Raw genomic sequence first — 26,571 nt, 5'->3', positions numbered from 1 at the left:
TGCCGTGGCTGGGAAAATGCCGCGATGTTCGGCCTCGAGGCTCCCGCTCGGAGTTGCTTTTCCCGCCACCCGTTTGCTGTTGCCCAACATCCTATCGCCCCATCGCCGGGCCGAGGATGAGGCTGCGGATTTTTGGCGTCAGCGGCCTGACGACATCGGCGAAGGGGTCGCCCTCGGCCCGCAAAGCCATCAACCCTTCGACCTCTTCGTCGATGGCCGCGATGGTCTCCGTCTTCTGTGCGTCGGTCAGCTCCCTCATGCCGGATATGGCACCCCTGAGCTTGGCGAAAATGGCATCGAGTTCCGCGACCGACATCGTCGCCAGGAACCCGCGCATGGTCTCGCCAAGCGCGACCTTCCAGCTGTCGGCGGTGAAGCCGGCTGTGCCGATCAAGCCCTTGTCCGCGGCATCGCGCTCGTACCAGTCGGCGGCGATCTCCTCGTCATAGGCGAACTGACCGAATTCGGGCTGCAAGGCCTCGATCAGGCCGACGACCGCCGACGCATCCCGCGCTGTCAGCGCCAAGGCATGCGGGCTGTCGAACATCATGCCGGCAAGTGCGAGCGCGCCGGCCAGCCGGCGCATGGCTGCGAAACGCCGCTCAGCCATAACAGTCCTCCACAACGCCGGCCCGGGCACTGCTCGTCGCCTGGGACTGCAGAACCGAGCCGCCGATCGAGGCGGCCTGGCCGGCAATGACCCCACCATTGCCGGCCAGACCGCCAAGACCCCCCGCCATCGACAGGACACCGCCGAGCAGAGCCGCATTGGTCTGCGCCTTCGCCGCCTTCTTGGCGGCCTCGGCGCAGGCGGTTTCCGTCGATGGTTCGTTCCGGGCCTTGTTGCTGCCGGCCGCGCTCGCGATCGATGCCGGGTTGCTGTCGGCCTGGCCCGTTTGGCAGCCCGCCAGGGCAATGGTCAGGGCCACGAAAAAGCTTTTTTTCATGGTGCTGCTCATCATCGGGCAGCGCGCGGCGGCAGCTTGACCTCGCGGTGATCGGTCACCGTGTTGCCCAACGCGATCGACAGCAGATAGGCACGCGGATTGAAGCCCGCCGCGGCCAGTGCCGACAGCGCCTTGAACAGTTGCAAATGAAACATCGTGCCCCCTTGGATTGCCGCCAATACGGTTCCGGTTTCGGAATCGCGCCGCAAACTAGGGGCATCAAAGGGGGACAGCTTGGACAGAACGGCACTGAAAGCGGCCAAAACGGCCCGGTATTGACGTTTTGCAGGCCGCGGCGCATATGACCGCGCTCTTGGCATGGGGGTGTCGATGACTGCGACGATGGGGCCATCAGCTTCGTTCAGGCTGGCGACGGAGATGTTTCCGGAGCGGGATCGCGTCGAGATTACGCGCGAGGTTTACGGCCGCACGGTTCTGAGGGTGGACCTCGATCCGCTGGCGCCGGCGCAGATTGACATGCGGGTGCGCGCGTTGCCGGGCCTCGGCATCGCCACCGGCAACTCATCGGAATTCCGGGTGCATCGCACATCGTCGCTGATCGACAACGACGACTTCGTTCTTCTGGCGGCCCTCGATGGGGGCAGCGTGATGAAGCACCGCGGCCGCGAGGAGGCGGTCGGCAACGGCCAGGCGCTGATGATGAGCGGTGAAGAGGTTGGCCTCAATCTGATCGGCGCCGGCGGGTTCCGCTTCATCAATCTGAGTTTTTCGCGCAAGCAGCTTTCGCCTCTGATCGGCGATCCGGCAGCGGTCCTTATGCGGCCCTTGCCGACCCAAAGCGGGGCGATGCGGCTGTTGCTCGACTATATCAACTCGATCCAGGAGGTCGGAGACGAGTTGACTGCGGAGGCCTGTCACCTTGCGACGACGCATGTCTTCGACCTTGCCGCACTCGCCATGGGCGCGACCAGGGATGCGGCCCAGATCGCACGCGGCCGTGGCGTCAGCGTTGCCCGCTTGCGCGCCATCAAGGCCGATATCGTCGCGCATGGTGGCCATGTCGACCTGTCGGCGCGGGACGTCGCCGCCCGCCACGGACTGTCGGCCCGCTATGTCCGCAAGCTGTTCGAGAGCGATGGCACATCCTTGATTGATTTCATGATGAACCAGCGGCTGGCGCGTGCCCATCGCATGCTTGGCGATCCGCGCCATGCCGGACGCAGCATCACCGCGATCGCCTACGAGGCCGGCTTCAACGATCTTTCCTATTTCAACCGGGCGTTCCGCCGCCGTTATGATGCCACTCCCTCGGACGTGCGCGCTGCGGCTTGCAAGCACTGACGCCAAAGCGCCGCCTGCCGGGCGGCGCTCCCGTGCCGTGCCGTCCATGCTGTTGGACTCATTTGATCGCGTCTATTCGGCGGCCTTTGCCCCGGGATCGGCAACCTTGTCGTCCCAGACCATCTGCCGGTAGTCGAAACCATATTCCAGCGTCGGTTTGACGATGCGGAAATAGGGCGACAGGTCGAAATCGCGCGGCGTGTAGAGCGAGTGGTGGCGGATGTGCAGGATTTCCTTGCGCGAATAGTTCGACTGCGCGGAGGCTCGGCCGGGCGCACGGGTGATTTCGGGCAGGATCGGATAGCGGATCTGGCCATAGGCCTCGGCGATCAGCGTCGAGCAGATCGCCCGTGTCGGATCGCCGGAGCCGAAGGCCAGCATGCGGCGGCGCCAGCGCACCGGCACCGGCGGTGTGGGCAAGAAAAAACGCAGCATGTCGAAAATGTTCTTGAGGTCGTATTTCAGGCCGAGCCTGCCGATCATGAAGGCGACGACCTTGTCGCGATCCTCCGGCGCCAGCCCGCTCGCCCGGCAGATGCGGGTGTTGTAGGTGCGGTAGCGCGACAATGGCACGGCGACGCAGCCTTCGCCGATCGTGACCTCGATCAGGCGCGGCCGTTCCGAGCCGTCTTCCGGCGCGGGCAAGGCATCGCCGATATAGAAGGCCGCATGCGACCAGGTCGACTGGGTCAGGTACTTGATCGCCGCCGAGATCTTCTGGTTGCCCTCGATCAGCAGGATGTCGCCCGGCTCAAGCGTGCGGCGCAGCGTCTCGGCATCGGAAGGAGTGTAGGGCTCGTAGCCGGACGATTCTTCCTGCAGCCGGCCGGCAAGCCAGCGGCCAAGTCGATCCAGAAGCGTGTCGCCGGGCTCGGTCATGCCCCATGCCGATTAGCATGGGCGGGTAATGAGGGCTAGCGCACGCCTTCCTCCCCGTCCGGAGCGCGAGGAAGAGCGCCCTACGATGCCGCGGCCTCTTCCGGCGGCGCAGCCAGATCGTCGCGCGCCTTGCGGGCCAGTTTGCGTGTCGAGCGTTTGGGACTGTCGCCGAACAACTCGGCCGCCTCGGCCAGGCACCTCTTCTTCAACTGCTTCTCCGACCGCTTCAGCAGCTTGCCCAGAAGCTTCGTGTCCTCGGGCGGCCCGAGCGGCTGGTCGTCGGCCTCGAGCAGCGCGCGCATCACCAGCACATCGTGCAGGTCGCCCAGCCGCTCGCCCAGTTCGTCGACCGCCTTGCGCCGGGCCTTGATCGGTGTCGGCCACAGCCTGCCGAGCAGCGACAGATGCATGCCGTGGGTCTTGGCCGCCTTGCGCAGATCGTGGAAATCATCGGCCGCGCCCCGCGATCTGGCCTTGTCGAGCGCCTTCCTGGCACGGCGCAGCGTGACGCGGGCACCTTCGGCAAGCACGTCGGCCGCCTGTTCCGGCTGGTCGGGCAAGGCCAACGCTTCGACGCGTTTGAGGCCATCCTCGCAAGCGGCGGTCGCCGCGCCGATCGCCGCCTCGAGCCCGCTGCCTTCGTGCAGTTCATGCTGGCGCGCGATCAGCCTGTCGCGCGCAGCAGTAAGCCCATCGTCGGCGCTCTCCTTGGGAAAGCTCGCCGCCAGCCGGTCGATGGTTTCGATCAGCGCTGTCGCCTCGCGCGGACCGGCAAGCAGGCCTGCTACATTGCGATAGCACTGGTTCTCGGTCTCGCAGAATGTTTCGTCGCCGGAACGAACAAGCCGCAGCAGGGCGCGGGCGCTCTTCAGCCGCTTGCGGCACTTGTGCAGCGCCTGTTCCGGCCGGCTCCGTGCGGCGTCAAGGTGATGCAGCGCCTTGCCGATTTCCTCGGCAAGGATACGCCTGACCTCGCCGGTCAGCGGCAGGCGCGGATCGATACGAAAGCTCATGCGGCGATCTCCGGTATCCCCCCAAGGGCGAGCGACGCGTTGTAGAATTTTGACTCGCCGGTGACTTCGCGGCCGAGCCAATCAGGCAGCATTTCGTCCGGCACGTCCTCCGGCGTCTCAAGTTCGGCGATCACAAGTCCCGCAAGCGGACCGCCGAAGACATCGATTTCGTAGAGATAGCCACGGTGCCTAACATGGTGACGTGTCTTCTCGATGACACGTCCGATGGCGAAGTCCAGCATCTCCACCGCCTCCGAGAGCGGGATCGAGTATTCGAATTCGTCGCGTTCGCGCGCCTTGCTGCCGAATTTGAGTGTCAGCTTGGCGGAACCGCCATCGCTGATGCGGATGCGCACCGTGCGCCCGGGGCCGGCAGCGAGATAGAACTGGAGAATGCGGATATTGGCCTCGGCCAGTTCCCGCCATGCGGTGCTGGTGACCAGGAATTTTCGTTCGACTTCCTTGCCCATGGCCGGGCACTAAAGCGTTTGCCGCCGTCGATGGCAAGATAATGACGAACAGAAGTTGACTTTAATCAATCGATTGATTAAACTGCGCTCATGGTCAAACTGCCTGAGCCCAAAATTCTTCGCCGCGAGCCCGCCGAGATGACGCGCGCGGCCCTTGTCCAAGCGGCGCTGAAGCTGTTCGGAAGGCAGGGCTTCGATGGCACCTCGACGCGCGAGATCGCCGCCGAGGCGCGAGCCAATATAGGCTCGATCGCCTATCATTTCGGCGGCAAGGAGGGTCTTCGCGCCGCTGCCGCCGACTTTATCGTCGAGACCATCCAGGGTGTAGCCGGCCAGGCGCTCGGCAATGTACAGGCGCCTGCGCCGGGACCAGCCAATCCGGAGGCGGCGCAAGCGCTACTCTTCGCGGCGCTGGAGCGGATGGTCGGCTTTGTCGTGGCCAGCCCGCAGGCCGGCGAGATCGTGCAGTTCGTGTTGCGTGAGCTTTCGCATCCGACGGCAGCCCTCGACCGCATCTATGACGGCGTCTTCGAGCCGATGCATCGCCGGCTGTGCCAGCTCTGGGAACAGGCGACCGGCGAGCCCGCCGAAAGCGAGGCCACAAGGCTCACCGTGTTCACGCTGATTGGCCAGGTCATCTATTTCCGCATCGGCCGCGAGGCGGTGATGCGCCGCATGGGCTGGAAAGACATCGGCGCCGCCGAGGCGGCCAAGGTGGTGGCGGTCACATCGGGTAATCTCAAGGCCATATTGGCTTCCAAAAAGAGCAAAGCATGAAGGGGCAAAGACCATGAGCTTTCTGTGTTCGCTGCCGCTCGCCGCGCAGCTCTTCTCGGCCTGTGCCCCGGCAGCACCGCTGGCCGTCGGCTATGTCGAAGGCGACTACGTGCTTCTGGCGCCGATCGAGGTGGCGCAGGTCGAGACCGTCACGGTGAAGCGCGGCGACCGTGTGGTGCCTGGCACGACCGTGGTGACGCTGGAAAGTGCCGATGCCAAGATCGCGGTTGCGCAGGCGCAGGCCGGCCTTGCCCAGGCGCAGGCGCAGTTGGCCGACCTGCAGATCGGCAAGCGGCCGGAAGAGATCGCCGTGCTGAAGGCCGAGGTCGACATGGCCAGCGCCCAGGCCGCCGACGCCAAGCGCAAATACGACCGCGCCGCCGATCTGTTCAAGCGCGGCGCCGGCACGCAAGCCGATTTCGACACCGCGTCGGCCACGCTGGAAACGGCCAATGCGCAGGTCGGCCAGGCCAATGCCAATCTCGCCGTCGGCGGCCTGCCTGCACGGGCCGAAACGATCAAGGCCGCCGACAATCAGGTCAAGCAGGCGCAGGCCGCGTTGGAGCAGGCGCAGTGGCGGCTATCGAAGCGGGTGCTGGCAGCGCCTTCGCCGGGCCGCGTCAACGATGTCATCCGCAATCCGGGCGACACATCAGGTCCGACCGCGCCGGTGATTTCGATCCTGCCCGACGGCGCGGTGAAGCTCAGCGTCTACATCCCGGAGAGCGCCTTCTCCTCGGTCAAGGTCGGCACCTTGCTCGGCGTCCATTGCGACGGCTGCGGCCCGGATGTGAAGGCGCGCGTCAGCTACGTGTCGCCGGATCCGGAATTCACGCCGCCGGTGATCTATTCGCTCGAGAACCGGCAGAAGCTGGTCTACCTGGTCGAGGCGCGGCCGGAGGGCGATGCCGGGCCGCTGCAGCCCGGCCAGATCGTCGATGTTGATCTCGCGGACAGCGCAAGATGAACGCCATCGACGTCCACGGCCTGGTCAAGCGATTTGGCGACAAGACCGTCGTCGACCATGTGACGATGTCGGTCGCCGAGGGCGAGATCGTCGGCTTTCTCGGCCCCAACGGTTCGGGCAAGACCACCACCATCCGCATCATGTGCGGCCTGCTGACGCCGGACGAAGGCGAAGGCACGGTACTCGGCTTCAACATCCGCACCGACAGCCTGCGCATCAAGCGCGAAGTCGGCTACATGACGCAGAAATTCTCGTTCTACGAGGATCTGACGATCGGCGAGAATCTCGAATTCGTGGCGCGGCTCTACCGGCTGAAGCCGGTTGAAGAGCATGTCGCGAGCACGTTGGAGGACCTCGGCCTGACGTCGCGCCGCAACCAGCTGGCCGGCACCTTGTCGGGCGGCTGGAAGCAGCGGCTGGCGTTGGCCGCCTGCATCATGCACAAGCCGAAATTGCTGCTGCTCGATGAGCCTACGGCCGGTGTCGATCCGAAGGCGCGGCGCGAGTTCTGGGACGAGATCCATCGCCTGGCCAGCGGCGGGCTGACCGTACTGGTCTCCACCCACTACATGGACGAAGCCGAGCGCTGCCACCGCATCAGCTACATCTCCTACGGCAAGATGCTGGCCACCGGCACCGTCGCCGAGGTGGTCAGGAATGCCGGGCTCACCACCTTCGTCCTGCAGGGCCCGCGGCTCGATCAGGTCGCCGAAGCGCTCCAGGGCCGCTCCGGCGTCGACCAGGTGGCGCCTTTCGGCGCGACGCTGCATGTCGTCGGCTCCGACAAAAAGAAGCTCGAAGCCGCACTCGCCGACGTCGAGAAAGAGCACAAGGGCGTGAAAGTTTCGCCCGGCGAAACCAGCCTCGAGGACGTCTTCATCCAGTTCATGTCCGGCTCGAAGGACAACATGGCATGAACAGCGTCTTTTCCTTCGCCCGGCTTGGCGCGCTGCTGATCAAGGAATTCATCCAGATGCGGCGCGACCGCATCACCTTCGCCATGATGCTCGGCGTGCCGCTGATACAGTTGGTGCTTTTCGGCTACGCCATCAACAACGACCCGAAAAGCCTGCCGGCAGCACTCGTGGCGACGAGCAACGATCCCTACACGCGTGCCATTGTCGCGGCGCTGCAGACCACCGGCTACTATCGTTTCGACCATGTCGCGCAAAGTGCCGCCGAGGCCGAGTTCCTGATATCGCGCGGCGACGTCGCCTTCGTCGTCACCATCCCCGCCGATTTCGCCAGGAGGGTGGAGAGCGGCAGCAACCCGCAGATACTCATCGAGGCGGACGCCACCGACCCGGCGGTGGCCAGTGGCGCCATCTCGACGCTCGGCACAGTCGCCAGCCAGGCGCTGCTGAGGGCGCAAGGCACGCAGGAAGCCGCCGCCGAGGCCGCCAAGGGTCGGCTCGATGTCGTCGTACACCGGCGCTACAATCCCGAAGGCATCTCGCAATACAACATCGTGCCCGGCCTGCTCGGCGTCATCCTGCAGATGACCATGGTGATGATGACCTCGATCGCGCTGACCCGCGAGACCGAGCGCGGCACGATGGAGAACCTGCTGGCGATGCCGTCCAGCCCGCTCGAGATCATGATGGGCAAGGTGCTGCCCTATCTGGCGGTCGGCGGCGTGCAGGTGGTGGTGGTGCTGGCGGCGGCGAAGCTGCTGTTCGCCATCCCCTTCACCGGATCGATGTCGCTGCTCCTGACCGCCGTGCTGATCTTCGTGCTGGCGCTGGTGCTGCTCGGCTACACGATTTCGACCATCGCCCGCACGCAGATGCAGGCGCTTCAGCTCACCTTCTTCTTCTTCCTGCCGTCGATCATGCTGTCGGGTTTCATGTTCCCCTATCGCGGCATGCCGGACTGGGCGCAAATCTTCGGCGAGATCTTCCCGCTGACGCATTTCCTGCGCATCACCCGCGCGGTGATGCTGAAGGGCGCCGAACTGCCGGCGGTGGCAACGGAGATCGGCTGGCTGGTGGTGTTCGTGGCATTGTTTGCCGGCGTTGCGCTGGTGCGGTTCAGGCGGACGCTGGATTAGATGCCGCACGACCTCCAGTCTTGGCACCAGCCTTTGCGGAAGGGAGAAATGCTTTCGCCAATCTCCATGGTTTGTAACTGCCACTAACCGTTGAGCGATTTCGGGCCGCTGACGAAGGCGCTCCCCTTGACGTAAAACCGCAGCGGGCGATCGGCATCCTTTGTAATGCCGATCCGGACGCCTTGGGCGATGTCGCCGGCTTGATGCTCGTCGGTTGCCAGCCATAGCGGGCCTTTGCGGCAAAGATCGAGCCCGTCGAGGGAACGATCGATCCGCAATGCCTGGGCCAGCCTTCCCGGTCCTCGCGCCAGGTCGCGCAAGCGGTCGATGCCGCGATTGAGCCGCATGAGCGCAATGCCTTCGAGCGGCTCGAGCGCCCTGATGAGCACGCCGGTTCCGACCCCTGCCATCTCGCTCGAAACGTTGAGCATGTAGGAGATGCCGTAGGCGAGATAGACATAGGCGTGCCCGGGTTCGAGAAACAGCGAACGGTTGCGCGGGGTCATCCCCCGGTAACCGTGTCCGGCGGCGTCACCGGTCACATAGGCCTCGGTCTCGACGATGCGGCCGCTGGCGATGCCTTCGGGCAGTTCGCGCACCACGATCTTGCCGATGAGGGTGCGGGCAAGGGATGCCGTATCGTCGGGCAGCTCGGAACGCGTGAGCGGGCGGTAGATGACCATGCTCAGCGCGGCGACGATTTGGCGGCGGGCGAGGAGTGATCCAAGGCGGAGCCTGTCGCCAGATACTCCATATCAGATACCCTTGGACATCGCCGTCTCAAGCAGCCGCCATGATCCCGGCATACGTCCCGAAATCGACATTGCCGCCCGACAGCACCACGGCAACGCATTTGCCCGACAGTTCGATCTCGCCCGATGACAGTGCTGCCAGCGCCACGCAGCCGCCGGGCTCGACCACCAGCTTGAGATAGGCCATGGCGTCGCGCATCGCCTGCGCCGCCGCCTTGTCGGAGACGGCGATGCCACCGGTGAGGTTCCTGCGGTTGATCTCGAAGGTGATCACGCCAGGCTCGGCGGTCAGCAGCGCGTCGCAGATGGAGCTATGGCCGGGCTCGTTCGAAACCCTGGCGCCGGCGGCGAGCGAACGGCGGGTGTCGTCGAAATGCTCGGGCTCCACGGCCCAGACCGCGGTGTCAGGCGAGGCATCCTTGACGGCAACGGAGATGCCACTCGACAAGCCGCCGCCTCCACAGGGGACGATCACCGCGTCGAGGTTGACGCCAAGCGCTTTTGCCTGGCGCATCAATTCGAGACCGATCGTGCCCTGGCCGGCAATGATGGCCGGATCGTCGAAAGGCGGCACCAGCACCATGCCTCTTTCCATGTAAGGACGGATCACGGTCATGCGGTCGTCGCGAAAGCGGTCGAACGGGACCACCTCCGCGCCCATCTTGCGCACGTTGGCGATTTTCATCGCCGGCGCGTCCGAAGGCATGGCGATCACCGCCTTGACGCCGAACATCGCGGCCGAAGCGGCGACGCCCTGCGCATGATTGCCCGATGAGAAAGCGACGACGCCTTGGCTGCGTTCCGCCTCGCTGAGCGACGACAGCTTGTTGTAGGCGCCGCGGAACTTGAACGAGCCGGTGCGCTGCAGCGTCTCCGGCTTGAACAGGATGCGGCCCCCGAAGCGTCTGTTCAGCTCCTGCGATTCGATCAAGGGGGTTTCGATGATCAAGCCGGAGAGACGCGCGGCGGCGGCGTGGATGTCGGCGATGCCGGGAAGGGTGGTCATGGTGGGTCCTGTGGGAAGATGTTGCCCTTCATGATGCCCGCAAAGGGAGGTGGCGCACCATGGGAAAAATGTGACCGTTACAAAGTTTAGCGAGTCATGATCGGCGTTTGCGCCGCCCCTCATCTGGCTGCCGCCACCTTCTCCCCGTAAACGGGGAGAAGGACGCTGTCGCCTTTGGTTTCGCCAATCTTCAGCGTTGCAAGGGGGTGCGGCGCTTCCCGCCAGCTTCTTTCTCCCTGTTTACGGGGAGAAATGCCCGGCAGGGCAATGAGGGGCAGCGCCGAGATCGGCAAATTGGCCACCCAATTCTAGCCAAGCAAAGTCCTCTGCCTCTTGCCCCCACCCAGCTTGCGCCAGTTGTTGAAACGGTGGCTGGCGGCGGCAAAGGATATCTTCATCTGCTGGGCGACCGAGTAGCGCGACTTGCCCTCGTCGAACATGCGGTAGCAGCACTCGACGCCCTCCTCCGTCAGTTTGCCGTCCGGCGCCTTGTTGTGCGGGTTGGCGGGGTCGAATTTCTCGACCTGCTGCTCGACCAGGCCCTTCAGGCGCTGCAGGTCGGCCTCGATGCTGGCGATGAGATCGAGAACGGGCTTGGGATCATAGGGGTGCGGAGGCTGTTTTGCCGTCATCTGCCGGTTCCTTGTTCTTGGCTTGAGTCCAGCAATATAGGTGAACATTCACTGATAATGAAGAGTCACCGCGGGCGTGGGGCTTCAACAATTCTTGACCGCGACCCAAGCGCGCAATTGACCGAAGGTGTTCAAAACCCTAGTTTAGAACTATTCTAAACTAGGGTGAATTCCTCATGCTTTCCCGTGTTTTCGGCTTCGGCCGCCGCCCCTTCGAATCGCTCTCCGAACAGGAGATCCTGGCGCTGGCCATTTCCTCCGAGGAGGATGACGGTCGCATTTACCGGGCCTATGCCGACGGGCTGACGGAAAACTTCCCGCAATCGGCAAAAGTGTTCGAGGAGATGGCCGAGGAAGAGGATGGCCATCGCGATGCGTTGATCGAGCTTTTCCGCAAGCGGTTCGGCGAGCGCATACCGCTGATCCGGCGCGAACATGTGAAGGGTTATTACGAGCGCAAGCCCGACTGGCTGGTCCGGCCGCTCGGCATCGAGCACGTGCGCAGCCATGCCGAGGCAATGGAGCGGCAAGCCTACCTTTTCTATGTCGAGGCGGCCAAGCGCACGGCAGATGCTTCGACGCGAAAACTGCTCGACGATCTGGCGGTGGCCGAACTGGGCCATGAGACCCTGGCGCAGCGGCTGGAACAGAAACATGTGCCGGGCGCCGTCAAGGCCGAGGAGGCCAGCGCCGAGCAGCGCCAGTTCATCCTCACCTATGTGCAACCAGGGCTGGCCGGGCTGATGGACGGGTCGGTGTCCACTCTGGCGCCGATCTTTGCCGCTGCCTTTGCCACGCACGACACCTGGCAGACGCTGCTGGTCGGGCTTGCCGCCTCGATCGGCGCCGGCATTTCGATGGGCTTCACCGAAGTCGCTTCCGACGACGGCAAGCTGTCGGGCCGCGGCTCGCCGATCAAGCGCGGTCTGACCGTCGGTATTATGACGACGCTGGGTGGTCTCGGACACGCGCTCCCCTATGTCATTCCGCATTTCTGGACGGCCACCGGGGTTGCCGCGGTGGTGGTTTTCTTCGAATTGTGGGCGATCGCCTTTGTCCAGAACCGCTACATGCAGACGCCTTTCCTGCGCGCCGCCTTCCAGGTGGTGCTGGGCGGCGCCCTGGTGTTCGCGGCCGGCGTGCTGATCGGGAATGCATAGTTTTTTCCCTTCCCCCTTGTGGGGGAAGGTGGATCGGCGCGCAGCGCCGAGACGGATGAGGGGTGTTCCAGCGGAGTGAGACGTTGGCGTTCCCTGGAACACCCCTCATCCGTCGCCTGCGGCGACACCTTCTCCCACAGGGGGAGAAGGAAGAAACTTGCCACTCACCCATTCACCGCCCGGCTATCCCTAGGCGCCTCGTCTCTCTCCGTCAGTCCATAATCCCTCATCACATGGGCGATGCGCAGACGGTAGCCGGCAAAGATACCGCCCCGGCCGGCCTTCTGCGCCTGGCGGTGTTCCTCGGTGTTGCGCCAGGCCTTCACGGCTTCCTCGTCGCGCCAGAATGACAGCGACAGGATGCGGTTCGGATCGGCCAGGCTCTGGAAACGCTCGATGGAAAGAAAGCCGTCGATGCCGTCGAGCAGTGGACGCAGGTCCGCGGCGATGCTCAGATAGGCGTCGCGCCGGCCTTCCGCCGGCTCGACCTCGAAGATGACGGCAATCACGGCAGCACCAGTTTCGCGTGCGGGCCTGAGGCCAGTTTCAGAAACATGCGATCCTCCTTCAGGATGAACCTCTCGCGCTTGGCGAATTCGTAGTTTGCCTTGCCGGTGGGATCGGCGGCAAGCCGGGCGCGATAGGCTTCGTAGGCGGCCAGGCTCTCGATGTTGTAGGCGGCATAGGCGGTCGTCGCCGAGCCCTCATGCGGCGCGTAGTAACCGATCAGATCGGCGCCGCAGCGTGGAATGGCCTGGCCCCAATTGCGCGCATACTCCTCGGGGGCCGCCTTGCCGAACGGGTCGATCTCGTAGCGGATGAAGCAGGTGATGGTCATTGTGGTCTCCTTGGGGTGCGTCGATAGTTCGAGCGGCATCGAAAAATTGTGTCGTCTGGTCTGCTAGGGCTGCCAGAAGGACTTCGCGCATTCGCGGCGCACGTCTTGCCGCGTTAGCCCAAGATCGCGCAGCTGATGATCATCGATCTCGGCAAGGTCCAGACGCTGCAAATGGCGGTCATACCAGCGGGCCAGCAGCCGCGAACGCAGCCAGCTGACGAACGGGAAGAATTGACGGCTGGGGAGCGGGGCTGAGGGGAAAGCGGTTCGTTCGGCCATCGTCGTCTCCTTGATCTCACCTGAGAATAGTGATTATCTGACAAGAACGCTTCGATGAGGAACGAACTATGCGTGAAGGACCCGACATCGCCCGCATCGCCAGCCTGGTCGGCGACCCGGCACGGGCAAACATGCTGAATGCCCTGATGGGCGGCACGGCGCTGACGGCGAGCGAACTGGCGCTCGAGGCCGGCGTTTCGCTGCCGACCGCCAGCTCGCACCTGGGCAAACTGATGGAAGGTGGGCTGCTCACGGTGGCGAGCCAGGGCCGGCATCGCTATTACGGCCTCGCCGGACCGCAGGTGGCGGGCATGATCGAAGCCATCACAGGCGTCGCGGAAGCCGTCGGTCCAAAGCGTGTGCGCCCCGGTCCGCGCGATGGTGCCATGCGGGTGGCGCGCGTCTGCTACGATCACCTCGCCGGCGAGCAGGCGGTGGCGATGCTCGATCGGCTCGTCGCCAAAAACGTATTGGTCCGCGACGAACAAGAGATCAGGCTCGGGCCATCGGCGGCATCGCATTTCGCAGCGATCGGCATCGACGTTTATACCAAGCCGCGCCGGCCGGTGTGCCGCGCCTGCCTCGACTGGAGCGTGCGCCGTTCGCACCTCGCCGGCACGCTGGGCGCCGCCATCCTCGAGAAGATCCTGGCCGAGAAATGGGCGCGCCGCGAGAACGACAGCCGCGCGGTGATCTTCTCGCCGCCGGGCAAGCAGGCGTTTGAGAAGGTGTTTCTGTCCTGAACGGGCGAAGCGTTAACCCCGCCTCAGAGCCTTGCCCTGCTTAAAGAAATCCGACCACGGATCGGCTTTCGCCAGCTGTTTCAGCGTAGTCTTGTCGCCGATCGGGAAAGCGTTCGGCGCCAAGCCGGCATCGATCTCTGGCCAGGTCACCGGCATCGACACGGTGGCGCCCTTCTTGGCGCGTGACGAATAGGGCGCGACCGTCGTCGAGCCCCTGCCATTGCGCAGATAGTCGACGAAGATCTTTCCCGTGCGCGCTTTTTTCGACAGCGTCGCCGTGTAGCGGTCGGGAGCACCCTGCTCCAGCGCACGGGCAAAATCATGGGCGAAGGTTTTGACCTCCTCCCAATCCGCCGCTGGTCTCAGCGGCACCATGACGTGAAAACCCTTGCCGCCCGAAGTCTTGACGAAATTCGGCAGCGACAGCTCGTCGAGCTTGCCCCTGATATCGAGTGCCGCCTCGCGGACCGCTTTCACGTCGACACCTTCATCGGGATCGAGATCGAAGATGATCTGGTCGGGCTTTTCGATCTCGTCGATCGTGCACCCCCAGATGTGGATCTCGACCACGCCATACTGGACCAGTGCGGCGACACCATCGAAATCCCGGATGTACAAGATCTCCTCGCCGTCAGTCGGATCCTTCATGCGCGCGATCTTGTCGCTCATACCGGCCGAGGCATGTTTCTGGAAGAAACGCTGGCCACCGACACCGTCCGGCGCCCGCACCAGGCTGAGCGGCCGGTTGACGACAAACTGTTCCATGCGCGGCCAAACCTGCGCGTAATGGTCGAGCAGGCCCTGCTTGGATATGTTTTCGTCCGGCCACAGCAGCTTGTCGGGATGCGAGAGTTTTACCGTGGTCGTCATCGATCCGGCGGCTTTGCCACCCGATGCCGGCTTGGCCGTGCTCTTGCCTGTCGATGGCTTGCGTGTCGACGCTTTGGGCTTTTCCTGCACGACTTCCTCCGCCGGCTTGTCCTCGCGCAATCCCTGGAACGAGGCGTGGCGTATTATACGGTCCGAGGTCCAGCTGCGAAACTCCACTTCGCCGACAAGTTCGGGCTTGACCCAGACCAGGCCTTTGCCCTTCGGCACCGCGGTGGAGAAGGGCGATGTTTTTGCCGTCAATGCATCGAGTTTTGCCTTCAGCTCGTTGGCGCCCTTGCCGGAGAAACCAGTGCCGACGCGGCCGGCATAATGCAGCTTGCCGCCGTCGTGGAAGCCGACCAGGATCGAGCGCAGGCCGCGCCCGGTCTTGTCCGACGGCAGATAGCCGCCGATGACGAATTCCTGCCGCGCCGTGCATTTCGACTTCACCCAGGTCGGGCCGCGGCCGCTGCGATAGGGTGCATCGGCACGCTTGGAGACGACGCCTTCCAGGCCCATCCGGCAGGCATGCTCCAGCATGATCTTGCCGGGTTCGGAAAAGTGGTCGCTGAAGCGGACCGCCGGATTGTCGGACTGCTTGCCGAGCAAATCCTGCAAGGCCTGCTTGCGCTCGACCAGCGGCTCGCGCCGCAAATCCCGTCCATCGAGGCGCATCAGATCGAATACGTAATAGATGAAGCGATTCGTCCGCTTCGCCGACAGATCCTGCTGCAACAGCGCGAAAGACGAGACGCCGCTGTCGGCCAGCACGACCACCTCGCCATCGATGATGGCGTCGCTGCACTTCAGCGCGGCCAACTCCGCGACGATCTCGCCGCCGAACTTCTTCGTCCAGTCGAGGCCGGTCCGGGTCAGCAGCCGCACATCGGTGCCGGCGATCTGCGCCTGCATGCGATAGCCATCGAACTTCACCTCATGCAGCCAGTCCTTGCCCGGCGGTGCATCGCGCTCCAGCGTGGCCAGTTGCGGCTCGATGAAGTCGAGGCGTTTGCCGGGTTTCGCTTTGCCGGCGGCCGGCTTGTTGGAATGCCAGACTTTCGGCTTCTCACCCTTCGCGGTCTTGCCCTCGCCGACCTCCTCGATGGTCAGGCCCGACTTCACCGATTCCGGCGCCTCCTTGAGGATGTCCTCGCCAGGACGCGCGGCGGCATCGTCCGACTTGATCAGCAGCCAGTTGTCGCGTTTTTCACCCGCACGCGGCTTCAGTCGCACCAGATGCCATGCCCCATGCAGCTTGTGTCCCCTGAGCTCGAAGCTGATATGGCCCTTCTTCATCGCCTTGGCCGGGTCGATCTCGGGGGTCCAGGTGCCCTCGTCCCAAACGATGACCGAACCGCCGCCATATTCGCCCTTGGGAATGGTGCCCTCGAACGGCGCATAGTCGATCGGATGATCCTCGACATGCACGGCCAGTCGCTTCTCATGCGGGTCGAGGCTCGGGCCGCGCGTCACCGCCCAGCTCCACAGCACGCCGTCATGCTCGAGCCGCAGGTCGTAATGCAGCCGCGTCGCGGCATGCTTGTGGATGACGAAGATGCCGCCCGCGCCGCCCTGCTTGGTCCGGGCGACCTTGCCGGCCGGTTCGACGGTTTTCTTGAAATCGCGCTTGGAGTGATATTGTTCGAGGCTGGCCATCCGTTGGGTTCCTCAGGCCGATTTGCGTTTGGGCGCGCTGGCTTTCGGCTTGGCGCGTTTGGCCGCCGGCTTGGCTTTCGCCGACGAAGACCTTTTCGATGATCCGGAATCTGACAGGCTCTTCTTCAGCGCGTCGAACAGATTGACGACATTGGAAGGCTTGGGCGCCGCCTTGGCCTTCGGCGCCTTGTGGCCAGCCTTCTTGGCGCGGATCAACTCCAGCAGCGCGTCCTCGTATTTGTCGTCGAATTTCGAGGGATCGAACTTCGTCTTCTTCTTGTCGATGATCAACTCGGCGAGGTCGGTCATCTCCTGATCGGTCTTCACCGACTCGATGTCGCCGAAGACGGTGTCCTGCTGGCGCACCGTGTTGTCGTAGCGCAGCGTCGTCAGCACCATGCCTTTGCCGAGCGGTTCGATAACCACCGGCCGTTCGCGTCGGTAGAGCACGATACGCGCCAACCCAGCCATCTTCTTGCCCGCCATCGCGTCGCGAATGACGGCGAACGCTTCTTCCGACACCTTGTCGGCCGGGGCGACATAATAGGGCGTATCGAGATAGATCTGCTGGATCGAAGCTTTGTCGACGAAACCGTCGAGCGCCATCGTGTGCGAGGATTCGATCTGCACCGCCTCGATCTCGTCTTCCTCGATATGGATGAAATCGCCATCGTCGAGTTCATAGCCCTTGATCTCGTCATCCTCCTCCAGCGGCTTGCCGGTTTCGGCATCGACATAGAGCCGCTTCACCGTGTTGCCGGTCTTGCGGTTGAGAATCCGAAACGAGACCCGCTCCGTGTGGGTGACGACATTAGTGAGTTCGACGGCACAGGTGACCAGCGAAAGCTTTAAATAGCCTCTCCAGGCCGGACGCGGCGCCATGATATCTCCCTTCCACAACCAGATGAAGGTGAGAACGGACAGACCGCGCTCCAGTTCCGCGCTCACGGACCGATCTGGACGCCAGGGCGCGCCCGAGGCCTTATGGCCGTCAGCACCTGAATTTCGCGGACGCCACAAAAGTTGAAACAGAACCGCGCGCGCGCGACATTCAAACGAAACATATGTGATGCAAAAGTCACATTGGCCGGAATGCCGGCCAACTGCACGGAAAGACCCCGAATCAGCCGCAATCCAGCCACGAAGCAAGGCATTTTCGACCAGATATTAACATCACGTTCACCGACTATTCACGCCTCGACGCTATCATGACCGCAATTCGGAAGGGACATCCGAAAATCGGGACAGGGACAAGGGTAATGAACTTCCTCGCGCACCTCATCGGCTATGCCGCCGCCATCCGCGAATTCGTCGCGCCGACCTATCGGCCCGAGCGCTATTACATGCGCGGCCCCGGCCCTGCTTGCGCCCGTCGCGGCAACTCGCTGGGCGCGCACTGATCATGGCTTTCGAAAATCGCCACAACAGCAGGATCTGCAGGCCGGCCGCCTCTACCCGCGCCACCACCTATCGCGCCGAGCGTCCCGCTCTCGCCGACAGGCGCCGCGCGATAACGCCAGGGCTTTGATACCGACGCTGGCCGGCTTAGTGTCATAGGACACGAGCAGCCGAGGCCAGCGTGACCGACCATTCCCAACCAAGTCGACCCCAGTCAAATCGTCCCTCCGCAACAACTCTCGACGCACGCCATCCATTGATCGTTTTCGATGGCGTCTGCGTGCTCTGCTCAGGCTTCGTGCGCATGGTGGTCAGACTCGATCGCCAAGGCCGTTTCCGCTTCGCCACCGCGCAGTCGCCCTTCGGTGAAACGCTGTTTCGGAAGCATGGACTGCGCACGGACTCTTACGAAACCAACCTCGTCCTGATCGACGGCGTCGCCTTCACGCGGCTCGACAGCTTCGTCGCTGTCATGGCGGAACTCGGCTGGCCCTGGCGGGCGGCAAAAACGCTGCTGCTGCTGCCGCGCCCGCTGCGCGACTGGCTCTATGAGCGCGTTGCCAGGAATCGCTACGCGCTGTTCGGCAGGAAGGACAGCTGCGAGGTTCCTTCTCCGGAGCTGCGCGAGCGGTTCCTTGGCTGAGGGTGTGGCTGCTGGAGAATGAGCCGCCGCTCACCGGCTTGATTATGCTACCGCGGCTGGCTCGTGCCGTCCGATCCGCACGGCTCCAGCGCGATTGTATCGCCGGCCGCCTTGCCCAGTTCCCTACAGCCTTGAACCGAGCACAGCGTCCAGCCGTCGCCGGTTGCGCCAGAGGCGGCGAGTATGACGCGCCGCTGTGGGCCGACCGTGGGCGTGTAGGCCCACCAGCCATTCTTCAGCACCGCGCCTTCCGATGGCTCCATGCCGGCGCCCGAGCCCTTGACCCGCGCCTCGACCAGCTGCAGGCCGATAGGCGTGACCTTCCAGTCTTCCTCCCAGCGCGTCCGTTCCACCGAATGCATCCAGGACAGCGTAAAGGCGGCGACGGAGAACGTCACCATCTTGCCGGCGGCCAGGATGCAAAGGCTCATGTTTTGACTGAAGCCTGCCGCGCACGAAAGCAGTGCCAGCCGATCCAGGCCAGCGCCAGCGCCCAGCCGGCCTCGTCCGTCAGCGGTACCGCGGCGACCAGAAGCACGCCGGCAGCGAAGGCAAGCAGGCGTTCCCACCCCGCCATGCGGCGGGCGAGAAAGCCGACGGCGGCGGCACCCCACAGCACGATGCCCATGCATGCCTTGGCGACGATGTAGGCGACCTCGACGGGATAGCCGAACTGGGCGGCGATCGGCCCGGCGTCCTGCAGCATCAGAGCCGGCGTGTAGACCGCCATGAACGGCACCACGAAGCCGGCAATGGCGAGTTTAGTCGCCTGGATGCCGATCTTTAGGCCACTTTCCCTAGCCATGGGTGCCGCGGCAAAGGCGGCCAGCGCCACTGGCGGCGTCAGATCGGCCATGATGCCGAAATAGAAGACGAACATGTGGCTGACCAGCAGCGGCACGCCGAGTTCCAGCAGCGCCGGCCCGGCCAGCGACGAGGTGATGATGTAGTTGGGAATGGTCGGGATGCCCATGCCCAGCACCAGGCAGGTGAGCATGGTCAGCAACAGCGACAGGAACAGATTGTTCTCGCCGATCGAGATGATCCAGCCGATGAAGGTCGAAGCGATGCCGGTCAGCGTCAGCGTGCCGATGACGATGCCGACGATGGCGCAGGCAATGCCGACCGGCAGCGCGTTCTTGGCCCCTTCGGCAAGCGAGTCGACGCAGATTTGCAGCGTCTCGCGGCCGCCCCTGAAGGTGAAGCAGGCGACGACCAGCGCGGCGATGACGGCGCCGAGAAGGTTGACGCCGAACTTCATGAACGAGGCGGCGGCAAGCCCGAGCGCGATCCAGAAGACGATGCGGAAAGCGAGCGGTCCGATCGCTGCTGCCAGCGGCGTGCCGAGGATGAGCACGATGGTCAGCGCCAGGCCCATCGTGCCGGCGAAGATCGGCGTGTAGCCGGCAAACAGCAGATAGATCAGCGCTGCCAGCGGCAGCACCAGCGGCCAGTGTTGCCGCACCGCGTCCCACGGATTGGGCAGATCCGCCTTGGCCATGCCGTGCAGACCGGCCTTGCCGGCTTCCAGATGCACTTGCCAGAAGCAGGCGCCGAAATAGAGCAGCGCCGGGATGATCGCCGCCTTGACCACCTCGGCATAAGGCACGTTCAGCGTCTCGGCCATGATGAAGGCGACCGCGCCCATCACCGGCGGCATGATCTGGCCACCCATCGAGGAGGTCGCCTCGACGGCGCCGGCAAAGGCCGGGCGGAAGCCGAAGCGCTTCATCAGCGGGATGGTGAACTGGCCGCTGGCCACGACATTGGCGACGCCCGAGCCGGAAATCGTGCCCATCAGCGCCGACGACAGCACGCAGACCTGCGCCGGGCCGCCGCGCCACGTGCCGACAAGGCCGAGCGCGAAATCGTTGAACAGCGCGATCATGCCGGCGCGTTCGAGGAAGGCGGCAAAGACGACGAAGATGAAGATGTAGGCGGCCGAGACATAGATCGGCGTGCCGTATATGCCTTCGGTGCCGTAGGCGAAGGTGTCCACCAGCTGGGCGAAATCATAGCCGCGATGGACGAGCGGCGGCGGCAGATGGTTGCCGAAAAAGCAGTAGGCGAGAAAGATGAGGGCGATGATCGCCAGCGGCAGGCCCATCAGCCGCCGCGCCGCCTCGAAGACCAGCACCACCAGCACCGCGCCGACGATGAGATCCGGCGTGGTCAGGAAGCCGGAGCGGCGAATGAGATCGGTGTAGAACACCCAATTGTACAGGCCGGTGCCGAAGCCGAGCGCCCCGAGCGCCCAGAACGCTGCTTTGGCCGGCATGCTCTTGGCGCGCAGATTGGCGATCAGGCCGAAGCCGAGCAGCAGCAGGAAGCCGACATGCATCGCCCGCACCACCTGGCTCGGAATGCTGCCATAGGCGGCGACATAGATCTGGAACACGGAAAAGGCGACGGCGATGAGAAAGGCGGCCTTGCCGGCGATGCCGTCGCCGAAGCCCGGCGGCAGGCCTTCGACATGTTCTTCGACGGCAGGCAGATGGAAGGTGGCGGATTTGCCGTCGGTTGACGTTCCAGACGATGCTTCGCTCATCCAACGGTCTCCAGAAGGAACGAAGTGTAGTGCGAGGCGCCCCCCTCTGTCCTGCCGGACATCTCCCCCTCGAGGGGGGAGATCAGCAGCATCAATGCCGGCGCTCGTCTTGCAACGTTGGCGATTGGCGAAAGGAGTGGTGTCGGCCAATCTCCCCCCTTGAGGGGGAGATGCCCGGCAGGGCAGAGGGGGGCGCTTGTCGAAGACATGTCTAGTTGCCGAGCCATGCTCCGCTACTTCAACAACCCCTTCTCCTTGTAATACCGTTCCGCACCGGGGTGCAGCGGCACTGGCATGCCGTCGAGCGCCTTGGCCTGGTCGATCGCTTTGGCGGCGGCATGGGCCGCGGCAAGCTGGTCGAGATGGTCGAATATCAGCTTGGTCATCTGATAGGCGGTCTCGTCGGAGACATCGGCGCGGGTGATGAGGAAATTGCCGACGGCGGCGGTGGCGACATCCTCGCTCTGGCCCTCATAGGTACCCTTGGGAATGACCACCGAAAGATAGGGCGAGCCGATCTTCGCAACATCCTCGGCCGGCACCGCCACGACATTGATCGGCACGGAGGTGGCGAGGTCGCGGATCGAGGCGACGCCGAGCCCGGCCGATTGCAGCGTGGCGTCGAGCTGCCGGTTTTTGATCAGCTCGACCGATTCGGCGAAGGGCAGGTACTCGACCCGGCCGAGATCTTCGTATTTCAGTCCGGCGGCGGCGAAGATGGCGCGTGCGTTGAGTTCGGTGCCCGACGCCGGTGCGCCGACCGACAGGCTCTTGCCCTTGAGGTCGGCCAGCGTCTTGATGCCGGACTCCTGGCTGGCGACGATCTGGATGTAATTGGGATAGATGGCGGCGATGCCGCGCAATTTGTCGAGCTTGCCTGGGAAACCGGCCTCGGCATTGCCTTCGGCGGCCATCTTGACGGAATCGCCGAGCGCAAAGGCGATCTCGCCCTTGCCCTGCTGCAGTAGATTTAGGTTTTCGACCGACGCCTTGGTCGCCTGCACCTGGGTGCGCGCGCCTTCGATGCCCTTGCCGTAGATTTCCGACAACGCCACGCCGAGCGGATAATAGACGCCGGATGTGCCGCCGGTCAGCACATTGATGAATTCCTGCGCCTTGGCTGAAACAGCGCTTAGGCCAAGCGACAGCGCCACGGCGCCGGCCGCAACAAATTTCGTTCTGAAATGGAACATCTGATTTCCTCCCTGGAATAGCGGCCGCATCACCTCCCTGACGCGAACAAGGGCGAGTTTAGACAGCGAGATGGAAATGCCAACCCGCAATCCCATGCGTTAGACGAATGGTTGAGTGCGGCATGCGCACATGACCGCTTGCGTGAAAAGTCTTCGGAGCCGAAAGATTTTTCCAGCGCCTGTCGAAATCGGCCAGGGCCGCGCGACATACGTCCGGCTCGCAAACGAAGCGGCCTTCGAGAAAACGGGAGAAGACCATGCGATATATGCTTTTGATCTACGTCAACGAAGCCGCGATGGCGGCCGCGCCGACCGATAAGACCTACGAGATCAGCGCGGCCTACGGCGCCTATACCGATGCGTTGAAGAAATCCGGCGCCTGGCTGGCCGGCGACCGGCTGAAGCCGACCCAGGCCGCCACTTCGGTGCGGATGGCCAATGGCAAGACCAACGTCCTCGACGGCCCCTATGCCGACACCAAGGAGCAGCTCGCCGGTTTCTACATGATCGAGGCTGAGGACGCCGATGCCGCGATCGCCTGGGCGTCGCGCTGTCCCGCCGCCAGCGCCGGCACTGTCGAGCTGCGGCCGATCTGGGAACAGACCATGTGATGGAGACTGGCCCGGAGATCGCGCGGGCGGCGGCGGAAACCGCCGCCCGGCAAAGCTACGGCAAGCTTGTCGCCTGGCTCGCGGCGCGCACGCGCGACGTGGCCGGCGCCGAGGACGCGCTGGCCGATGCCTTCGCCGCCGCCCTCGAGCGCTGGCCGCGAACCGGCGTGCCCGAAAAGCCGGAAACCTGGCTGCTGGCGGTGGCAAGGCGGCGCCGCGTCGATGCGGTGCGGCGGCGGCTGACCAGCGAGGCCGGCCGCGAGCATCTCAAGCTGATTGCCGAGGAGGCGGAGGCGCGCATGACCGAGGAAGACCTGCCCGACGATCGGCTGCGGCTGATGTTCGCTTGCGCCCATCCGGCGATCGAATCGAGCGTGCGTTCGCCGCTCATCCTGCAGACGGTGCTGGGGTTCGACGCCGCGACGATCGCCTCCGCCTTCCTGGTCTCGCCCGCAACGATGGGCCAGCGCCTGGTGCGCGCCAAGACCCGCATCCGTGAAACCGGCATTCCGTTCCGCGTGCCGGAGCGGGCCGAACTCGGCGAAAGGCTGGACGCGGTGCTGGAGGCGATCTATGCCGCGTTCGCCGAAGGCTGGTCCGATCCGGCCGGCACCGAAACGCGGCGCCGCAACCTGGCGACCGAAGGCATCTGGCTCGGCCGGCTGGTGGCCTCGCTGATGCCGGAGGAACCGGAGGCACTGGGCCTGTTGTCGCTGATGCTGTTTGCCGAGTCCCGCCGCGCCGCACGGCGCAGCGCCGAAGGCGACTTCGTGCCGTTGGCGGAGCAGGATTGCCTTCTATGGGACCGTGCCCTCATCGACGAGGCGGAAGCGCTGCTTTCCCACGCCGCGGCCAAGGGCGTCATCGGCCGCTACCAGCTTGAGGCGGCCGTGCAGTCCGCGCATGCGGCACGAAGGCTCACCGGCCGCACCGATTGGGCGGCGATCCAGGAACTCTACGACGCGCTGCTTTCGATCGCAGGATCGCCGGTGGTGGCGATCAACCGCGCGGTGGCGATCGCCGAAGCCGAGGGCGCGGTGGCGGGATTGGCGGCCCTTTACGTGCTGGGCGACGACAAGCGGCTTGATGACTATCAGCCCTATTGGGCCGCACGCGCCGGTCTGCTGGCCAGGCTTGGTCAGGTACCGCAAGCCTGCGAAGCCTATGACCGGGCGATCGGCCTCGAGCGCGACCCGGCGGTGCGCCGGTTCCTGCAAGGAAAAAGAGCGGTGCTCAGAAATTGAGCTTCAGCCCGGCCACATCTCGTGCGAGGTGTTGAGCGTCTTCATCAGCGGATGGTCGCGCAGCCTCGACCACAGACGTTCAATGTTCGGCCATGCCGTCCGCGCGCTGTCGATGTCGGGATGCCAGGCCACCAGCATGACCAGATAGATGTCGGCCAGCGACATCCGGTCGCCGACCAGCCAGTCACGGCCTTCGAGCGCGGCATCGAGAACGGCAAAGCCACGGTCCATCTCGGCCACGGCCGCCTGCTTGACTGCCTTGGTGCCTTCGGGATCGGCAGTGTAGCGGTATGCGTAGTAGAAACGCAGCACCGCCGGATAGAGCACCGACGACATGAATGCCATCCAGCGCAGGAAATCGGCGCGGGCAGGCGCGTCTGCTGCCGGCGCCAAATTGGCGTCGGGATGACGCTCGGCAAGCAGGATGCAGATCGCCGCCGATTCGGTCATCGAGCTACCGTCCGGCAAGGTCAGCACCGGCACCTGGTTCAACGGGCTGATGTCGAGGAAGGCCGGATCGGGCCGGTCGGTCTTCGGCACGTCGATTTGCTCGAACGGTGCATTCGCCAGCACCAGCGCCGCCTCGACGACGAAGCCGCCGCTGCCCGGACGGGTATAAAGCTTGTACATAAATTCTCCCCCGGCCGCGCAAAGCAGGCCGGGGGCGATATGAACCGGAAGCGGTGTCGCGCTCAAGCCGCCGATGGCGGCCACGGGCGTTTTTTCAACGGGCCAGCTTGGCCACGAAGAGGCGTCGGATTACGATCCCAGCCCCTCGAACAGGATGGTCGACAGATAGCGCTCAGCGAAGGACGGGATGATCACCACCAGGTTCTTGCCCTTGTTCTCCGGCCGCGAGCCGACGACGATGGCCGCCTGCAGGGCGGCGCCCGAAGAGATACCGACCGGCACGCCTTCGAGGCGGGCGACGAGGCGGGCATTGGCCACGGAATCCTCGTTCGACACCTTGACGATCTCGTCATAGATCGTCGTGTCGAGGATTTTGGGCGCAAAGCCGGCGCCGATGCCCTGGATCTTGTGCGGGCCGGGCTGGCCGCCCGACAGAACCGGCGAGGAGTCCGGCTCGACGGCGACGACATGCACCGAGGGCTTGCGCTTCTTCAGCACCTGGCCGACGCCGGTGATGGTGCCGCCGGTGCCGATGCCGGCGACGAAGATATCAACCTCACCATGCGTATCGTTCCAGATTTCCTCGGCCGTCGTCGTGCGGTGGATTTCCGGATTGGCCGGGTTCTCGAACTGCTGCGGTATGATCGCATTGGGGATCGTCGCTGCCAGTTCGTCGGCCTTGGCGATGGCGCCCTTCATGCCTTTCGGGCCCTCTGTCAGCACCAGCTCGGCGCCGAGCAGCGCCAGCATTTTCCGGCGCTCGATCGACATCGTTTCGGGCATCGTCAGGATCAGCTTGTAGCCCTTGGCGGCAGCGGCGAAGGCAAGCGCAATGCCGGTGTTGCCCGACGTCGGTTCGATCAGCGTGGTCTTGCCGGGAGAAATCTTGCCTGACGCTTCCAGCGCCTCGATCATCGCCACGCCGATGCGGTCCTTGACCGAGGCGATCGGATTGAAGAATTCGAGCTTGGCGATGAGATTGGCGACGATGCCCTTTTCCCGGGCGAATTTGTCGAGCCGCACCAGCGGCGTGTCGCCGATCGTGTCGGTGATGGAATCATAGACGCGGCCGCGGCCGGGCACGCGGGCTGATGTGGCGGGCTTGTTCATTGGTTTCGCTCCCAGAATTTCAGGCAAGTGGAGAATTTCAGGCAAATGCAGCCGGCAGGATAGGACCTTCGACCGCGCAACATAAGCTGTCGGCCGAAAATATCCGAGTGGGGCCTGTGTCTAAAACAGTGCCGTCTCGGAAAAGCATTTCCCGCAAAGGCCTGTTTGCGAAATGCTTTGGCCGAAAGCTCGCTATTGGCGGGCGGCAATCGCTGCAGCGGCACCGACCATGAAGCCGGCAGCCGTGCGGTTCAGCGCCTTGAGCGCGCGCGGAGATTTCAGGAACCAGCGCGCCTTGGCAGCCAGCGCAAGATACGGCACCAGCACCACCAACAGCACGACAACGGTCAGCGCGACGAGGATACCATAGTCTGCCAGCGTGATGGTTTTCAGGTCGACGATGGTCGGCGTGATGGCGAGATAGAAGATCATCGTCTTCGGATTGCCGAGCGTGACAGTCAGGCCGGCGGCAAAGCTCGACAGCAATCCCGCCCTGCCCGTTTGGGCTTCGACGGTCTCGGACGTGATGCCGCTGTTCCAGAAGCGCCAGCCGAGGAAGGCGAGATAGGCGACGCCGAGCCATTTGATGGCGAGGAAAACCATGCCGAAACTCTGTGCGACGAAGGCGAGGCCGAGCACCACGGCGGTCAGATAGGTGATGTCGCCCACCATCAGGCCAAACGACATCGCCAGCGACGAGCGGAAGCCGGAGCCGAGCGCACGCGCGACCAGCGCGGTGATGCCGGGACCAGGGATCGCGGCTGCGATGCCGAGGGCGGCGCTGTAGGCGAGGAATCCGGTAAGGGTCATGGCATTCGTCTCAGATCAGAATGCCTTGTCGCATGGGACCGGC

The 26,571-nt window shown here is 64.2% G+C and carries 31 protein-coding genes; 11 read left to right on the top strand and 20 right to left on the bottom strand.

Annotation, left to right across the window (positions count from 1 at the left end):
* Positions 1–91: 91 nt before the first annotated feature.
* Genes NP945_RS29945 through NP945_RS29935 form a run of 3 tightly spaced genes read right to left on the bottom strand, consistent with a single transcriptional unit; the run spans position 92 to position 1,102 of the window.
* Entirely contained in the window at positions 92–610 is a 519-nt protein-coding gene (locus NP945_RS29945; protein ID WP_256748333.1) for a hypothetical protein, read from the bottom strand.
* Positions 603–962 (bottom strand): hypothetical protein, encoded by a 360-nt coding sequence (locus NP945_RS29940; RefSeq protein WP_256748332.1) that lies wholly within the window; start codon positions 960–962, stop codon positions 603–605. The genes NP945_RS29945 and NP945_RS29940 overlap by 8 nt, the downstream gene beginning before the upstream one ends.
* Positions 959–1,102 carry a hypothetical protein gene (locus tag NP945_RS29935; RefSeq protein ID WP_256748331.1) on the bottom strand — a complete coding sequence of 48 codons (144 nt, stop codon included), beginning with the start codon at positions 1,100–1,102 and terminating at the stop codon, positions 959–961. Before NP945_RS29935 ends, NP945_RS29940 begins: the two co-directional genes overlap by 4 nt.
* 175 nt (positions 1,103–1,277) lie before the next feature.
* Between NP945_RS29935 and NP945_RS29930 the strand changes: the two genes are divergently transcribed.
* Positions 1,278–2,249: an AraC family transcriptional regulator gene (locus tag NP945_RS29930; protein ID WP_256748330.1), complete on the top strand. Its 972-nt coding sequence runs from the start codon at positions 1,278–1,280 to the stop codon at positions 2,247–2,249.
* Between the two features lie 72 nt (positions 2,250–2,321).
* Here the strand turns inward: NP945_RS29930 and NP945_RS29925 are convergent, their stop codons facing one another.
* The 3 genes from NP945_RS29925 to NP945_RS29915 form a co-directional block, all read right to left on the bottom strand.
* Positions 2,322–3,128, bottom strand: coding sequence for a YiiX/YebB-like N1pC/P60 family cysteine hydrolase (locus NP945_RS29925; protein WP_256748329.1), 807 nt, complete (start codon positions 3,126–3,128; stop codon positions 2,322–2,324).
* Between the two features lie 80 nt (positions 3,129–3,208).
* Complete coding sequence (locus NP945_RS29920) at positions 3,209–4,141, bottom strand: CHAD domain-containing protein (RefSeq protein ID WP_256748328.1); 933 nt, start codon at positions 4,139–4,141, stop codon at positions 3,209–3,211.
* Positions 4,138–4,611, bottom strand: a complete 474-nt coding sequence (locus NP945_RS29915; protein WP_127268427.1) for a CYTH domain-containing protein — start codon at positions 4,609–4,611, stop codon at positions 4,138–4,140. Before NP945_RS29915 ends, NP945_RS29920 begins: the two co-directional genes overlap by 4 nt.
* Before the next feature lie 90 nt (positions 4,612–4,701).
* On the opposite strand from NP945_RS29915, the gene NP945_RS29910 reads away from it, so the two are divergent.
* From NP945_RS29910 to NP945_RS29895, 4 genes are read left to right on the top strand one after another with little or no spacing between them, the layout of a single operon-like run.
* Complete coding sequence (locus NP945_RS29910) at positions 4,702–5,388, top strand: CerR family C-terminal domain-containing protein (RefSeq protein ID WP_256748327.1); 687 nt, start codon at positions 4,702–4,704, stop codon at positions 5,386–5,388.
* A gap of 13 nt (positions 5,389–5,401) precedes the next feature.
* Positions 5,402–6,355 (top strand): HlyD family secretion protein, encoded by a 954-nt coding sequence (locus NP945_RS29905; protein WP_128362696.1) that lies wholly within the window; start codon positions 5,402–5,404, stop codon positions 6,353–6,355.
* Positions 6,352–7,272, top strand: coding sequence for an ABC transporter ATP-binding protein (locus NP945_RS29900; protein ID WP_128307091.1), 921 nt, complete (start codon positions 6,352–6,354; stop codon positions 7,270–7,272). Before NP945_RS29905 ends, NP945_RS29900 begins: the two co-directional genes overlap by 4 nt.
* Positions 7,269–8,405, top strand: coding sequence for an ABC transporter permease (locus NP945_RS29895; RefSeq protein WP_256748326.1), 1,137 nt, complete (start codon positions 7,269–7,271; stop codon positions 8,403–8,405). Before NP945_RS29900 ends, NP945_RS29895 begins: the two co-directional genes overlap by 4 nt.
* 83 nt (positions 8,406–8,488) lie before the next feature.
* On the opposite strand, the gene NP945_RS29890 is transcribed toward NP945_RS29895, so the two are convergent.
* The 3 genes from NP945_RS29890 to NP945_RS29880 all read right to left on the bottom strand — a co-directional run bounded on the left by NP945_RS29890 (position 8,489) and on the right by NP945_RS29880 (position 10,795).
* The gene (locus NP945_RS29890) at positions 8,489–9,088 is read right to left on the bottom strand and encodes a DNA-3-methyladenine glycosylase (RefSeq protein WP_127808490.1); all 600 of its coding nucleotides are present in this window, start codon (positions 9,086–9,088) and stop codon (positions 8,489–8,491) included.
* Positions 9,089–9,185: 97 nt separating this feature from the next.
* Positions 9,186–10,163, bottom strand: coding sequence for a threonine/serine dehydratase (locus tag NP945_RS29885; protein ID WP_256748325.1), 978 nt, complete (start codon positions 10,161–10,163; stop codon positions 9,186–9,188).
* 308 nt (positions 10,164–10,471) lie between these two features.
* Positions 10,472–10,795, bottom strand: a complete 324-nt coding sequence (locus NP945_RS29880) for a hypothetical protein (protein ID WP_023813492.1) — start codon at positions 10,793–10,795, stop codon at positions 10,472–10,474.
* A gap of 176 nt (positions 10,796–10,971) precedes the next feature.
* On the opposite strand from NP945_RS29880, the gene mbfA reads away from it, so the two are divergent.
* Positions 10,972–11,955, top strand: a complete 984-nt coding sequence (gene mbfA, locus NP945_RS29875; RefSeq protein ID WP_127269751.1) for an iron exporter MbfA — start codon at positions 10,972–10,974, stop codon at positions 11,953–11,955.
* 164 nt (positions 11,956–12,119) lie between these two features.
* Here the strand turns inward: mbfA and NP945_RS29870 are convergent, their stop codons facing one another.
* The 3 genes from NP945_RS29870 to NP945_RS29860 all read right to left on the bottom strand — a co-directional run bounded on the left by NP945_RS29870 (position 12,120) and on the right by NP945_RS29860 (position 13,072).
* Positions 12,120–12,464, bottom strand: a complete 345-nt coding sequence (locus NP945_RS29870) for an antibiotic biosynthesis monooxygenase (protein WP_127268914.1) — start codon at positions 12,462–12,464, stop codon at positions 12,120–12,122.
* Positions 12,461–12,793 carry an NIPSNAP family protein gene (locus NP945_RS29865; RefSeq protein ID WP_256748324.1) on the bottom strand — a complete coding sequence of 111 codons (333 nt, stop codon included), beginning with the start codon at positions 12,791–12,793 and terminating at the stop codon, positions 12,461–12,463. The genes NP945_RS29870 and NP945_RS29865 overlap by 4 nt, the downstream gene beginning before the upstream one ends.
* Before the next feature lie 63 nt (positions 12,794–12,856).
* Positions 12,857–13,072, bottom strand: coding sequence for a DUF1127 domain-containing protein (locus NP945_RS29860; protein WP_127321960.1), 216 nt, complete (start codon positions 13,070–13,072; stop codon positions 12,857–12,859).
* Positions 13,073–13,140: 68 nt separating this feature from the next.
* Between NP945_RS29860 and NP945_RS29855 the strand changes: the two genes are divergently transcribed.
* A complete protein-coding gene (locus NP945_RS29855; RefSeq protein WP_256748323.1) occupies positions 13,141–13,815 on the top strand; it encodes a helix-turn-helix transcriptional regulator in 675 nt (224 codons plus the stop codon).
* Positions 13,816–13,827: 12 nt separating this feature from the next.
* Here NP945_RS29855 and ligD read toward each other — a convergent pair whose 3' ends face one another.
* Positions 13,828–16,341: a DNA ligase D gene (ligD, locus tag NP945_RS29850; protein WP_256748322.1), complete on the bottom strand. Its 2,514-nt coding sequence runs from the start codon at positions 16,339–16,341 to the stop codon at positions 13,828–13,830.
* A 12-nt stretch (positions 16,342–16,353) separates the two neighbouring features.
* The gene (locus NP945_RS29845) at positions 16,354–17,223 is read right to left on the bottom strand and encodes a Ku protein (RefSeq protein WP_256748321.1); all 870 of its coding nucleotides are present in this window, start codon (positions 17,221–17,223) and stop codon (positions 16,354–16,356) included.
* 377 nt (positions 17,224–17,600) lie between these two features.
* On the opposite strand from NP945_RS29845, the gene NP945_RS29840 reads away from it, so the two are divergent.
* Positions 17,601–17,741: a hypothetical protein gene (locus NP945_RS29840; protein ID WP_013528645.1), complete on the top strand. Its 141-nt coding sequence runs from the start codon at positions 17,601–17,603 to the stop codon at positions 17,739–17,741.
* Positions 17,742–17,920: 179 nt separating this feature from the next.
* Entirely contained in the window at positions 17,921–18,382 is a 462-nt protein-coding gene (locus NP945_RS29835) for a thiol-disulfide oxidoreductase DCC family protein (protein WP_372337998.1), read from the top strand.
* Between the two features lie 47 nt (positions 18,383–18,429).
* Here the strand turns inward: NP945_RS29835 and NP945_RS29830 are convergent, their stop codons facing one another.
* The 3 genes from NP945_RS29830 to NP945_RS29820 all read right to left on the bottom strand — a co-directional run bounded on the left by NP945_RS29830 (position 18,430) and on the right by NP945_RS29820 (position 22,123).
* A complete protein-coding gene (locus NP945_RS29830) occupies positions 18,430–18,813 on the bottom strand; it encodes a DUF1850 domain-containing protein (protein WP_256748319.1) in 384 nt (127 codons plus the stop codon).
* A complete protein-coding gene (locus tag NP945_RS29825; RefSeq protein WP_256748318.1) occupies positions 18,810–20,930 on the bottom strand; it encodes a TRAP transporter permease in 2,121 nt (706 codons plus the stop codon). The genes NP945_RS29830 and NP945_RS29825 overlap by 4 nt, the downstream gene beginning before the upstream one ends.
* Positions 20,931–21,163: 233 nt before the next feature.
* A complete protein-coding gene (locus tag NP945_RS29820) occupies positions 21,164–22,123 on the bottom strand; it encodes a TAXI family TRAP transporter solute-binding subunit (RefSeq protein ID WP_256748317.1) in 960 nt (319 codons plus the stop codon).
* A 257-nt stretch (positions 22,124–22,380) separates the two neighbouring features.
* Between NP945_RS29820 and NP945_RS29815 the strand changes: the two genes are divergently transcribed.
* Both NP945_RS29815 and NP945_RS29810 read left to right on the top strand, forming a co-directional pair.
* The gene (locus tag NP945_RS29815) at positions 22,381–22,734 is read left to right on the top strand and encodes a YciI family protein (protein WP_256748316.1); all 354 of its coding nucleotides are present in this window, start codon (positions 22,381–22,383) and stop codon (positions 22,732–22,734) included.
* Complete coding sequence (locus NP945_RS29810; protein WP_256748347.1) at positions 22,734–23,978, top strand: RNA polymerase sigma factor; 1,245 nt, start codon at positions 22,734–22,736, stop codon at positions 23,976–23,978. The genes NP945_RS29815 and NP945_RS29810 overlap by 1 nt, the downstream gene beginning before the upstream one ends.
* A gap of 3 nt (positions 23,979–23,981) precedes the next feature.
* Here NP945_RS29810 and NP945_RS29805 read toward each other — a convergent pair whose 3' ends face one another.
* The 3 genes from NP945_RS29805 to NP945_RS29795 form a co-directional block, all read right to left on the bottom strand.
* A complete protein-coding gene (locus tag NP945_RS29805) occupies positions 23,982–24,608 on the bottom strand; it encodes a glutathione S-transferase family protein (RefSeq protein ID WP_256748315.1) in 627 nt (208 codons plus the stop codon).
* 129 nt (positions 24,609–24,737) lie between these two features.
* Entirely contained in the window at positions 24,738–25,718 is a 981-nt protein-coding gene (gene cysK, locus NP945_RS29800; protein ID WP_256748314.1) for a cysteine synthase A, read from the bottom strand.
* 192 nt (positions 25,719–25,910) lie between these two features.
* The gene (locus NP945_RS29795; RefSeq protein ID WP_127808466.1) at positions 25,911–26,528 is read right to left on the bottom strand and encodes a LysE family translocator; all 618 of its coding nucleotides are present in this window, start codon (positions 26,526–26,528) and stop codon (positions 25,911–25,913) included.
* Positions 26,529–26,571 lie beyond the last annotated feature (43 nt).

The sequence above is a fragment of the Mesorhizobium sp. LMG17149 genome, from assembly GCF_024518695.1.
Lineage (GTDB): Bacteria > Pseudomonadota > Alphaproteobacteria > Rhizobiales > Rhizobiaceae > Mesorhizobium.
This window is presented reverse-complemented; position numbering and strand designations above follow the sequence as displayed.